The organism is Agromyces rhizosphaerae (genome assembly GCF_027925245.1).
Classification (GTDB): domain Bacteria; phylum Actinomycetota; class Actinomycetes; order Actinomycetales; family Microbacteriaceae; genus Agromyces; species Agromyces rhizosphaerae.
On record NZ_BSDP01000001.1, the window covers coordinates 2,106,761 to 2,119,212 of the forward strand.

A 12,452-nucleotide genomic window follows, 5' to 3' on the forward strand; every position below is an offset into this window, starting at 1 on the left:
TTCTCGCGCGCGGGAGCGGGAGCGGGAGCGGGAGCGGGAGGCGGGAGGGACCCGACCCGACGGAGGGCGGCGGATGCCGCGAGGCATCCGCCGCCCTCAGCCGCAGGTGCGACGGGTCAGAGGCCGAAGTACGACAGGATGTCGCCGACCACCTCGTTGCGGGCCTCGTCGGTCGCGAGCTGCTCGAGGCCGAAGCCGAAGAGCAGCGAGTGGTCGGTCGCGACCACCGCGCCGATCGGCGCGAAGCCCATGCTGCGCTCCCAGTCGCCGAAGTTGCCCGGGCTGCCGGCCGGTGCGCCGGGCACCGACCACGCGCCGAGGCCGGTCTCGAAGCCCTCGGCCTCGGTGACCGTGTCGACGCCCGTGACGAGCTTCGTGTCGTCGAGCACGACACCGAGCCCGCCGAACGCCGGGTCGGTCACGTAGCTCACGACCAGCTCGATCTCGGAGCCGGCGTAGGCCGACAGGTCGAACGACACGTCCACGAACCCGTCGGTCACGCCGGTCATCGCGTTCCAGTCGCCCGTGTCGCCGTTCGGCAGGCACGGGATCCCGAGCGTCACGTAGTGCTCGAGGAACGGATGCTCGTCGAGCAGGAACCCGGCGAAGCACTCGGCCGGCGTCGCGGTCGACGTGTTGCCGTTCGCGTCGGGCAGCGTCGTCCAGTCGTCGGCGCCGACGGTGTGCACCTCGACGATGACGTTGTCGTAGCTGTTCTCGACGTTGAACCCGATCTGCGCCTCGAACCGCGGCGCGTCGCCCGGCGCGAGCGCGGTCAGGTCGAACGTGCGGGCCAGTCGCTGGTAGCCGTCGTCGACGTGCGCCGCGAGCGCCAGGTAGTCGCCCTCGACCGGTGCGTACGGGTCGGCGTAGGTCGCGACCGCCTCGCTGGCGAAGTCGGGGAAGTCGCTCACCGGCAGCACGTCGCTCGTCGCGACGAACTGGCCGGCCTCGTCGATCGGGTTGTCGGCCACGGCCGGTCCGCCGAACGCCACGTCGAGTCCCTCGAACGGCGGGGCGATGCCCGTCGCGCCCTCCTGCGCCCCGGCGTCGAACCGGGCGTACCCGCCCAGCCAGTACTGCGCGAAGTCGTCGGCGAGGATGAGGCAGTCGCCGAAGAAGTCGCTCTCGACGACGCAGTCCGCGGAGGGATCCCCGTTCAGGCCGTAGTAGATGCCGCCGAGGCCGATGTCGTTGATGAAGCCGTACCACTGCGCGGTCTCACCGGCCGTGGCGAGCTTCCCGCCCTCGTTCAGCCAGTCGCGCACGGCGAGCGTCAGGTACTGCTGGCGCTCGGCGACCGAGGAGTCGGGCAGCGGCCCGAACGGCGTGGAGGTGATGAAGTCCTCCAGGTCCTGCGTGAGCCGGTTGTCGCCGGTGTACCAGATCGCCGCGTCGAAGTGCGAGAGCACGCCGAGCGGGTGCGGCACGCCCTGCGCGTCGACATCCCAGGTGGCGGATGCCACGCCGTTGGCGGCGAGCGCGTCCGCGTGCGCATCGGCGTACTTCGGTGCGGTGACGCCGGTGTACGTCGGGTTCACGCCGGTGTAGTCCTCGTTGGCGAGCACGAGCACCGGGGCATCCGAGTCCTCCTCGAGCACATAGGTGAAGTGCTCGGATTCGACCGGTCCGGCGTTGCCGGCACCGACGTCCGCGGCGGTCGCGGTGCCGGTGAACCACACCTCGACCTCGTCGCCCGGGCTCGCGCCCGACACGACGCCGCGGTACTCGGCGTAGTAGTCGGCGTTCTCGAAGCCGTAGCGCTCGCCGCCGGTCCACTCGGCGACCTTCTGGTCGACCGGCTCACCGCCGTTGATCGAGAACCACATCTTCTTCGCCTTCAGCGCCCGCTTCGCGGTCACCGCGACGGTCTGCGGGTCGCCGTACGAGACGTCGAAGGAGTCGACCACGAAGTCGGCCGCGTCGAGGCCGACGACCGACACCGGGTCGTCCGGGTCGAGGGCCGACTCGGCCACCGCGAGCGCGAACGGGAGGTTCTTCTCGAACTCCTCCTGGATGAGCTCCTCGTCGTCGGGGAAGTTGAACCCGCTCTGGCAGGCGCTCGCCTCCCACTCGTCGTCGGGGTAGGCGTCGGACACCGTCTGGCAGGTCGACAGCTCGGGCGTGAAGCCGAGCGTGCCGAACGCCGCCTGCAGGTGGGTGTCGGTGTCGCCGTTGGTCGTGTACAGCTCCGCGGAGATGTCGGGGTCGTAGCCCTCGACCGCGGGGTTCGCGTCGTCCCCGACCATCGCCTCGTAGATCACGTCGTCGGGCGACGGCGTCGAGACCTGCCAGCCGATGCCGTAGAGCAGCAGTTCGGCGGCCGAGTGGTAGTTGATGAAGAACTCGGGCGTGAGCTCCTCGAAGAGCCCGATGAGCGCCTGGGTCTCGGGTTCGGAGGCCGGCTCGGGCCCACGGTACGTCTCGCTCGACGGGTTGGGCGAGGAGCCCTCGTTGTCGTAGCCCCAGCGCGTCGGGTAGTTGCGGTTGAGGTCCACACCGTCGCCGCCCTGAATGCCGTCCACGCCGTTGATCTCGCGCAGGTTCTTGCGCCAGAGCCGGTTCGCCGGGTCCTCGTGGGTGAAGTCGTAGCCGTCGGGGTTCGCGACCGGGATGAACCACATCTCGGTCGTGTCGACCAGCTCGGTGATGCGGGCATCCGTGCCGTACCCGCTCACGACCTCGTCGAGCAGGCGCCGCACCATCTCGGGCGTGATCCACTCGCGTGCGTGCTGGGCGGCGGCGAACACGGTGGTCGGCCGGTCGCCGGGCTTCGCCTTGGCCGGGTTCTTCGTGACCCGCACGGCGGCGATGTCGGTGCCGTTCACCGTCTGCCCGAACACGACGTACTCGGCGATGCCGGGGTGGTCGGATGCCTGCTGCTGCAGCTCCTCCTGGATGCCGCCCGCGCCGCCGTAGGTGCGGAAGACGCCGGTCGGCTCCGAGAAGAGGCGGAGCCGCTGCTGCGGCGCCGCCACCTCCTTGGCCTCGAGCTCGATGCCCTTCGCCGCGAGCTCCTCGGCCTGGCTCGTGCCGAGGATCACCTCGACGTCGACGCCGTCCTCGGTGGGCGTCGCGGCCACGTCGTGCCGGTCGACGCCGAGCGCGATGATCGCGGCGAGCCCCTTCTCGTCGACCGTGCCCTCGTAGACGGCGGGCAGGTCGTCGCCCGGCGGGGCCGCGACGCTCGGTGCCGCGCTCACCCCCGTGATGACCAGTGCGGTTGCGATCACGACGGCGATGCGGCGGAACATGGAACCCCCCTCGGTTCTGGCATGAACGATCGCCATGTTTCCGGCTGTGATGAGGAAACGTCAAGGGTTCGCCGACTCGCGCACGATTGTGTGCGCGCCGCCCACGCGCGCGGGCGGATCCGTGCGCGGCATGGCAAGAATGTGCGCGGCCGACCATGCTGAGCGCCATGCCGGGCGAGCCGCCGCCCCGCCGCATCCGTCGCCGCTCCGGAGGCTCGGATCCGGTTCTGCACGCGTTCCAGCGAATCTCCGAAGTTTTTCTGTCGGTGTGTTGACGGAAAAATTCGGCCCTGAGAATCTTGCACGCATGTCGACGACGACCGGAGTCCACGCCCTGGTGAGGCGGACCCACGAGGAGCGGGTGCTCGCCGCCCTCCGCACCCACGGAGCCCTGAGCCGGGGCGAGCTCGCCCGGCGCGTCGGGCTCAGCCGCACGACCCTCTCCGAGATCACCGCCCAGCTCCTGCAGCGCGGCGCCATCATCGTGGCGGACACCGACGCCGCCACCCGCGCCGGCAGCGGCCGCCCCGCCGAGCGCCTCGCGCTCGACCCGGGCTCCGGCCAGTTCCTCGGCGTCGACTTCGGGCACCGGCGCGTGCACGTGGCCGTCGCGGACGCCTCCCACGAGGTCGTCGCGCAGGGCGTCGAGCGCTACCCCGACGACACCCCGTGGGCCGACCGGCTGGCGATCGCCTTCGCGCTGATCGACCGCATCAGCCGCGAGACCGGGGTGCACTACGGGGCGCTCCAGTCGGTCGGCATCGGCGTGCCCGGTCCGTACACGGGCGCCGGCGCCGGCGGCCCGGCGGTGAACTGGAAGGCACGGCTCGCCCCCGAGGGCGTCGACACCGCATTCACCGAGCGCTTCGACGCGCCCGTGATCGTCGACAACAACACCCGGCTCGCGGCGCTCGCCGAGGCGATCAACCGTCCCGACGCCGTCGACAACCTCATCTACCTGCGCCTCTCCGACGGCGTCGGCGGCGGCCTCGTCGTCTCGGGCCGCCTCGTCACCGGGTCCCGCGGGTTCGCAGGCGAGCTCGGCCACGTCACCGCGAACCCGTCGGGCGCCCCGTGCCGATGCGGCAAGCGCGGATGCCTCGAGACCATCGCCTCGGTGCCCGCCATCCTCCGCGCCTGCGCCGCGACCGGCGCCGACATCGAGACCCTCGACGACCTGGCCGAGGCCGTCGCCAAGGGCGACCCCGCCGTCGACGCGGTGCTCCGCGAGATCGGCTCCGCCGTCGGGCGCGTGCTCGGGGCGGCGGCGATGACCCTGAACCCGCGGGAGGTCGTGCTCGGCGGCGAGATCGTGCGCATCGCGCCCGTGCTCCTCGAGCAGGCCGCCGCCACGCTGCGCTACGAGCTCTACTCGATCCCCTCCGACCAGCCGCACATCGTGCGCGCCGCGCAGCTGACCGACAGCGACGGCGCGCTCGGCGCGATCGCGGCCATCTTCCACCAGTCCCCACTGCTCGCGGGATACCCCGACCCCGCGGCATCCGCTGAGACCGCACCGCAGCGAAGGAGTGCACAGTGAACCAGACACCGACCAGAGCGAGCGAGGTCGCGCCATGGCGCGGGTGAGCAGCGTGGACGAGACGCCGAAGACCGAGACGGATGCCGCGGGGCAGCGGCCCTCCACCGGCACCGAGGACACCGCGGTCGTCGTCGAGGGCCTGCGCACGAGCGCGATCACCTCGGCGGGCGACGAGGGCGCCCCCGCGCGCGCCCCGCGACGCGGCGGCCTCTCCAAGCGGGCCCGGCTGCTGCTCCTGAACGCCGTCTCCATCGTCGGCGGCATCGGCATCTGGTGGGTGCTCGCGCTCAACGGGTTCCAGCTGCCGACCCCGCCGGAGGTCGTGGAGAAGGCGATCCAGCTCTGGAACGCCGGCATCCTCCAGGAGGACATCGTCGCGAGCCTCAGCCGCGTGCTCGCGGGCTTCCTGCTCGGCTCTGCGGCGGCGATCCCGGTCGGCTTCCTCATGGGCTGGTACACCACCGCGCGGGGCCTGTTCGAGCCGTGGATCCAGTTCTTCCGCACCATCCCGCCGCTCGCGCTGCTGCCGCTCGTGCTCGTGCTGCTCGGCATCGGCGAGATCCCGAAGATCGTGGTCATCTTCCTGGCCGCGTTCCTCGCCTGCGTGATCTCGACGTACCAGGGCGTCGTGAGCGTGGACAAGACGCTCATCAACGCGGCGCGCGTGCTCGGCGCGAAGGACGGCACGATCTTCGTCCGCGTCGTCGTGCCGGCCTCGACCCCGTTCATCCTGGTCGGCATGCGCGTGGGCCTCGGGTCCGCGTGGGCCACCCTCGTCGCTGCCGAGCTGCTCGCCGCGCAGGCGGGCCTCGGGCGACGGATGCAGGAGGCGCAGATCTACTACGACCTGGCGACCATCTTCGTGGGCATCGCCCTGATCGGGATCCTCGGACTCGTGATGGACCGCCTGCTGCTGTTCGCCGAGACCAAGCTGACCGGATGGCAGGAACGCCGATGACCACCACGACCCCGACCACCACCGCGAAGATCTCGGTCCGCGAGGTCTCGAAGACCTTCCCGCTGAAGGGCGAGGAGTTCGTCGCCCTCGACCGCGTCTCGATCGACATCGCCGACAACGAGTTCGTCACCGTCGTCGGGCCCTCCGGCTGCGGCAAGTCCACGCTCATGAACGTGCTCGCCGGGCTCGAGACGCCGACCGGCGGCGAGGCGCTCGTCGACGGGAAGTCGGTCTCGGGCCCCGGCCCCGAGCGCGGCGTCATCTTCCAGCAGTACGCGCTGTTCCCGTGGCTGACGGTGCGCAAGAACGTCGAGTTCGGCCTGAAGGTCGCGGGCGTCCCGAAGGCGCAGCGGCGCGAACGCGCCGAGCACTTCATCGAGATGGTCGGTCTGCAGCAGTTCGCCGATGCCCTGCCGAAGATGCTCTCCGGCGGCATGAAGCAGCGCTGCGCGATCGCCCGCGCCTACGCGGTGAACCCCTCGATCCTGCTCATGGACGAGCCGTTCGGCGCGCTCGACGCGCTCACCCGCGTGCGGCTGCAGGAGCAGCTGCTCGAGACGTGGAGCCAGGAGAAGCGCACCGTGATGTTCATCACCCACGACGTCGACGAGGCCGTGTTCCTCGCCAACCGCGTGATCGTGATGGCCGCCCGCCCGGGCCGGATCTTCGACGTGATCGACGTCGACCTGCCGTACCCGCGCACCGAGGACATGCGCCTCAGCCCCGAGTTCGCCGACCTGCGCAACCGCGTCTGGCACTCCGTCTACCACCAGAACCCCGGCAGCGATGCCGGAACCGCGTCGTCCGCACCGCGGACGGCCTGACCCCCAAGAGGAGCACACCACCACCATGAAGAACCGCAGCACGCTCGCCGGCATCGTCGCCGCAGGCGCCGCCGTCGCACTCGCCCTGACCGGGTGCGCGTCGAACGCCTCCGGCGGCTCGGACGCCGCCGGCGACGACACCATCCAGGTCAACTTCGGCTACATCCCCGACTTCAACGGCACGAGCCTCCTGGCCATCGCCGAGGACCAGGGCTACTGGGAGAAGTACGGCCTCGAGGTCGAGACCCCGTCGTTCACCAACGGCCCGCTCCAGATCCAGGCGCTCGGCACGGGCGACCTCGACTTCGGCTACATCGGGCCGGGCGCGTTCTGGCTGCCCGCCTCGGGTGAGGCGAAGATCATCGCGATGAACACGCTCGGCCAGTCCGACCGTGTCGTCGCCCAGCCCGGCATCGACTCGATCGAGGACCTGCGCGGCAAGACCGTCGCCGTGCCCGAGGGCACGTCGGGCGACATGATCCTCACGCTCGCGCTCGACGAGGCGGGCATGACCAAGGACGACGTGGAGCTCGTGCCGATGGAGCCGTCGGCGATCGTCGCGGCGCTGGCCTCGGGCCAGGTCGACGGCGCCGGCCTCTGGTACCCCGCGCTCGCCACCGTGAAGCAGCAGGTGCCCGACCTCGTGGAGCTCGCCCAGAACTCGGACTTCGAGGACACCGTGGCGTTCCCGACCGCGTTCGTGGCCGGCAACGACGTCGTCGAGAACGAGCCCGAGAAGGTCGAGCGCGTGCTCAAGGCGCTGCGCGACGCGATCACCTACCGCTACGACAACCTCGACGACGCGATCGCCCTGACCGCCGCGTACAACGCGCTCGACGAGGAGGACGTGGCGGCCGACGCCTCGAACAACAAGGTGCTCTCGCTCGACGAGCTCGACACCCTGACCGAGGACGGCACCGTCGACTCGTGGCTGAACGGCATGGTCGACTACTTCCTCGGCTCCGGCAAGCTCGAGGACCCGGTGGACCCGGCGGACTTCTACACCGGCGACCTCTTCCTGCAGGCGGGCGAGTAGTCCACTATGCCGAGCAACATCCTCTTCCTCATGACCGACCAGCACCGGGCGGACACGCTCGGGGCGTACGGGAACGCGCTGGCCGCGACCCCGGTGCTCGACGAGCTGGCCCGCACGGGCACGCGCTTCGACCGCTGGTACACGCCCACCGCGATCTGCACGCCGGCTCGCGCGAGCCTGCTGACCGGCCAGGCCCCCTTCCGGCACCGCGTGCTCGCCAACCACGAGCGCAACGTCGGCTACCTGGAGGATCTCGACGAGGGCACCTTCACCTTCGTCGAGGCCCTCCGGGCCGAGGGGTACAACACGGGACTCGTCGGCAAGTGGCACGCCGGCACCGAGAAGCAGGCCGCCGACTTCGGCTTCGACGGCCCCGACCTTCCCGGATGGCACAATCCCGTGGAGAACGAGGACTATCTCGGCTACCTGCGCGAGCGCGACCTCCCGCCGTATGCGATCAGCGACCGCATCCGCGGCACCCTGCCGAACGGTGGGCCGGGCAACCTGCTGGCTGCCCGGCTCCACCAGCCGGTGGAGGCCACGTTCGAGCACTACCTCGCCACGCGCACCATCGAACTGCTCGAGCGCTACGCCGCCGACGGCGAGCGCGACGGCACGCCCTTCTTCCTCGAGCTGAACTTCTTCGGGCCGCACCTGCCGTACATCGTGCCCGACGAGTACTTCGACATGTTCGATCCGGCCGACATCGAGCTGCCGAAGTCGATCTCGGAGACGTTCGAGGGCAAGCCGCCGGTGCAGCGCAACTACAGCGCGCACTGGACCTTCGACACCATGCCGATCGAGGTGACGCGCAAGCTCATCGCGGTGTACTGGGGCTACGTGGCCCTCATCGACATGGAGATCGGCCGGGTCATGGAGGCGCTCGAGCGCCTCGGGCTGGTCGATGACACCGCCGTGTTCTTCACCTGCGACCACGGCGAGTTCACCGGCGCCCACCGGCTGCACGACAAGGGGCCGGCGATGTACGAGGACATCTACCGCACCCCGGGCATCCTCCGGATCCCGGGTGGGCCGGCCGGGCAGGTCAGGACCGAGTTCGTGAGCCTGCTCGACTGCACCGCCACCATCCTCGACCTCGCCGGCCTCGACCCCTCGCCCGCGGTCGACTCGCGCAGCCTCGTGCCGCTCGCGGCGGGGGAGCAGGTCGAGTGGGACGCCGACATCGTGTGCGAGTTCCACGGGCACCACTTCCCGTACCCGCAGCGGATGCTCCGCGAGGACCGCTACAAGCTGGTCGTGAACCCCGACTCGGTCAACGAGCTCTACGACCTCGAGCGCGACCCCGACGAGCTGCAGAACGTGTACGAGCACCCCGAGCTGGCGGGCGTGCGCGGGCGGATGATGCAGCGGCTCTACACCGTGCTGCGCGACCGCGGCGACAAGTTCTACCACTGGATGACCACGATGTACGACGTGGGCGAGGTCGACTACGACCCGACGCAGAGCGGGCTGGACGAGACCACGTACCAGGCGGACGAACGCGCCGCCGCGGCATCCGTCGAGCTCGTGGCATCCGACCCCGAGCCGGAACGGCGCACCGCATGAGCGCCGCCCGTCGCCCGAACATCGTCATGATCCTCACCGACGACCACGGCTCGCAGGCGATCGGCGCCTACGGGTCGCAGGTGAACGCGACCCCGCGCATCGACGAGATCGCGCGCGAGGGCTGGCGGTTCGACAGCTGCTTCGCCACCAACGCGCTGTGCTCGCCGAGCCGTGCGTCGATCCTCACCGGCACCTACAGCCACGTGAACGGCGTCTCGACGCTCGTGACCCCGATCGACGCGAGCCAGCCGACGTTCGTGTCGCAGCTGAAGGCCGCGGGCTACCGCACCGCGATGGTCGGCAAGTGGCACATGGGCGAGGGCGAGGGGAACACCCCCGAGGCGTTCGACTACTGGGACATCCTCATCGGCCACGACGGGCAGGGCGAGTACTGGGACCCGCTGTTCCTGTCGGCCGAGGGCGAGCGCATCGCCGAGGGGTATGCGACGGATGTCATCACCGACCTCGCCCTCGACTGGGTCGAGCGACTGCCCGGCGACGACCCCTGGTGCGTGCTGATCTACCACAAGGCACCGCACCGGCCGTGGGAGCCGAAGCCCGAGGACGCCGAGCGGTTCCGCGACACGCTGCCCGTGCCCGAGACGTTCTGGGACGACTTCGACACCCGGTCGTCGTCGGCCAGGCGGGCGCTCATGCGCCTCGCCGAGAACCTGAACGAGGAGGACCTCAAGGTCGCGCCGCCCGAGGGGCTGTCGTACGAGGAGACCGCGCTGTGGAAGTACCAGCGCTTCATGGAGGACTACCTGGCCTGCGTGGCATCCGTCGACGACAACGTGGGCCGCGTGATCGACTGGCTGCGCGAGCGTGGCGAGTTCGACGACACGCTGCTCATGTACGCGAGCGATCAGGGGTTCTTCCTCGGCGAGCACGGCTGGTTCGACAAGCGCTTCATGTACGAGGAGTCGCTGCGCATGCCGCTCGTCGTGAGCTACCCGCGGCGCCTGCCGGCCGGTCGCGTCCACGAGGGCATCGTCACCAACGTCGACTTCGCGCAGACCGTGCTCGATGCGGCGGATGCCCCGCATCACGAGCGCATGCAGGGCCGCAGCTTCTGGGGCGACCTCGTGGGCGAGCCGACCTCGCCGCCCGCCTCCGGCATGTACTACCGGTACTGGGAGCACGACGACGCGTTCCACCACGCGCCCGCGCACTACGGCTACCGCACCGACCGGTACAAGCTCATCTACTACTACAACGACGGGCTCGGCATTCCGGGCACCGGTCCGTTCACCTACCCGCCGGAGTGGGAGCTGTACGACCTCGAGGCCGACCCGACCGAGGTGCGGAACGTGGCGCACGACCCCGCGTACCGCGCGGTGCGCGAGGAGCTCGCGGCGGCCATGTGGCGCGAGCAGGAGCGGCTCGGGGACGCACCGCACCCGAGCCAGCCCCGGCCCGCGGGCGTCGAGGCGGGCGCGATCGCGGGCTGAGGCGGGCGCGCCGGGGACAAGTTCTGCATCGGTGCGGATGACGCCCTACCATCGGACGTACGCGGGTTCCCGCCCGCGGCAGCATCCGCACCGTTACCCGAGATCACGCACCCAGCCCGAACCTCGTACGACGCACGCAGCGCACCCTGGAGCCCGGTTGACCATGCCCGCCGAAGAGGAGCCCATCGCGCTCTTCCGCACGCCCAACGGGAGGGGCGGCCAGGTCGCGCGCAACGGCAGCGGCGACCGCAACGGGCAGGGCGACGCGCGGGTCGTGGGCCTGCACGGCCGACGCGTCGAGGCCGTCGAGCGGGCCGACGACGGCCCCACCTACTACCTCTGCTCGGCCGAGCCCGGCGGCGACTTCGCGTCGATCGTCGTGGTGACGGGCAGCGGTGACCGGCGCCGCTACTTCACGACCCGCGACGGGTCGCGGATGACCGAGATCGACGGCGCCGCGTTCGCGTTCCTGCGTGACGGCGAGACGACCTCGATGCTCGAGATCGACGAGCGGGAGCTCGGCCTGATCGAGGCGGAGCTGCGGTTCGGACGGCCCGTGCACGGGCGCGACCTGATCGCCGAGGCATCCGAGCGGGCCGCCGGCGCATCCGAGCAGCGAGCGGATGCCTCCGCGCCGTCGCCCGCCGACGTGCCGACCGTTCCCATCGCGACGGTGTCGCGCTCGCGCCCGGGGTCGGACATCGCGCCGCCGGTGTCGGTTCCGCCTCCGCCGCCCGCTCCGGTCGCGCCGGTCGCCGCCCCGGTCGCGCCGCAACCCGAGCCCGAGCCCGAGCCCGCCGCATCCGAGCCGCCCGTATCCGAGCCGCCGCAGCGCGAGCGCGCGCACGCGGCACCGGAGCACGTGGCGGCACCCGCGCCGGCACGCACGGCGGAGCCCCCGGTCGCGGCCGAGCCCGTGGCATCCGCCCCGCCCTCGCCCGAGACCGAGACCCCCGCGCCGACGGAGCACCATCACCACGCCGCGCCGACCACGTCGCTGACGCCCGTGGAGGCGATCGCGCAGGTGCAGCTCGCCAAGGGCATCGCGTTCGTCGCGCACCGCGAGCGGCTCGATCGCAGCGGCACGCCGTTCATCGACCACCCGGGTCGCGTCGCCGAGCGCTTCGACCCGATCCTCGAGCCGATCGAGTCGGCGGCGGCCTGGATGCACGACGTGCTCGAGGACACCCCGATCACCGCGCGCGAGCTGTTCGAGGCCGGCGTGCTGCCCGAGATCATCGAGGTCGTGCAGCTGCTCACCCGCTCGCCCGACGTGCCGCCCGACGACTACTACGCGAAGATCCGCAGGCACCCGGTCGCGCGCCGCGTGAAGCTCGCCGACATCGACGACAACACCGCCGCGTGGCGCACCCGGCGCCTCGACTTCGACATGCAGACGCGCATGGCGCGCAAGTACCACCACGCGCGCGAGGCGCTCGGCGCCGAGTAGGGCGCGGCCGGGCCGCTAGACCGCGAAGCCGGGCGTGCGGCGGATGCCCGGGATGCCGAGCCAGCGCTCGACGGTGCGGCGCGCGGTCGTGCCAGCGGGCAGCACCGGGGTGCGCGCGGGGCGCTCGGGCGCTGCGCGGTGGCGGCCGCGCTCGGTGTAGGTGCGCCCGCCGCGGGAGGCGGCGACGTGGTCGCGCGCGGAGACCGGCACGGTCTCGGGGTGGTGCCCGGTCGGGAGGTCCGTAGCGAGTCCGCGCTCGGGGCCCGCGTCGATGCTGCGGCTGGGGCGGCGGTCGCCGGTGATCGGGTGAACGGATGCTGCTGCGGACATCGTGGTGCTCCCTCGTGGTGTGCCTCGGCACCAGTCTTCGCGC

General features: G+C 71.3%; 9 protein-coding genes. 7 read left to right on the plus strand and 2 right to left on the minus strand.

The window, feature by feature from the left end:
* Nucleotides 1–116: 116 nt before the first annotated feature.
* Nucleotides 117–3,254 carry a M14 family metallopeptidase gene (locus tag QMG39_RS09885; RefSeq protein WP_281884516.1) on the minus strand — a complete coding sequence of 1,046 codons (3,138 nt, stop codon included), beginning with the start codon at nt 3,252–3,254 and terminating at the stop codon, nt 117–119.
* Nucleotides 3,255–3,561: 307 nt separating this feature from the next.
* Here QMG39_RS09885 and QMG39_RS09890 point away from each other — a divergent pair, with 307 nt between their 5' ends.
* From QMG39_RS09890 to QMG39_RS09920, 7 genes are all read left to right on the plus strand, one after another.
* Nucleotides 3,562–4,794 carry an ROK family transcriptional regulator gene (locus tag QMG39_RS09890; protein WP_281884519.1) on the plus strand — a complete coding sequence of 411 codons (1,233 nt, stop codon included), beginning with the start codon at nt 3,562–3,564 and terminating at the stop codon, nt 4,792–4,794.
* A 52-nt stretch (nt 4,795–4,846) separates the two neighbouring features.
* Complete coding sequence (locus QMG39_RS09895) at nt 4,847–5,752, plus strand: ABC transporter permease (RefSeq protein WP_281884521.1); 906 nt, start codon at nt 4,847–4,849, stop codon at nt 5,750–5,752.
* Nucleotides 5,749–6,576, plus strand: a complete 828-nt coding sequence (locus QMG39_RS09900; RefSeq protein ID WP_281884523.1) for an ABC transporter ATP-binding protein — start codon at nt 5,749–5,751, stop codon at nt 6,574–6,576. Before QMG39_RS09895 ends, QMG39_RS09900 begins: the two co-directional genes overlap by 4 nt.
* A 25-nt stretch (nt 6,577–6,601) precedes the next feature.
* Complete coding sequence (locus tag QMG39_RS09905; RefSeq protein WP_281884524.1) at nt 6,602–7,612, plus strand: aliphatic sulfonate ABC transporter substrate-binding protein; 1,011 nt, start codon at nt 6,602–6,604, stop codon at nt 7,610–7,612.
* Between the two features lie 6 nt (nt 7,613–7,618).
* Nucleotides 7,619–9,178, plus strand: a complete 1,560-nt coding sequence (locus QMG39_RS09910; protein ID WP_281884526.1) for a sulfatase family protein — start codon at nt 7,619–7,621, stop codon at nt 9,176–9,178.
* Nucleotides 9,175–10,629 (plus strand): sulfatase family protein, encoded by a 1,455-nt coding sequence (locus tag QMG39_RS09915; protein ID WP_281884528.1) that lies wholly within the window; start codon nt 9,175–9,177, stop codon nt 10,627–10,629. Before QMG39_RS09910 ends, QMG39_RS09915 begins: the two co-directional genes overlap by 4 nt.
* 163 nt (nt 10,630–10,792) lie before the next feature.
* Nucleotides 10,793–12,079 carry a hypothetical protein gene (locus QMG39_RS09920; protein WP_281884530.1) on the plus strand — a complete coding sequence of 429 codons (1,287 nt, stop codon included), beginning with the start codon at nt 10,793–10,795 and terminating at the stop codon, nt 12,077–12,079.
* A 15-nt stretch (nt 12,080–12,094) separates the two neighbouring features.
* Here the strand turns inward: QMG39_RS09920 and QMG39_RS09925 are convergent, their stop codons facing one another.
* Nucleotides 12,095–12,409 carry a hypothetical protein gene (locus QMG39_RS09925; RefSeq protein WP_281884532.1) on the minus strand — a complete coding sequence of 105 codons (315 nt, stop codon included), beginning with the start codon at nt 12,407–12,409 and terminating at the stop codon, nt 12,095–12,097.
* Nucleotides 12,410–12,452 lie beyond the last annotated feature (43 nt).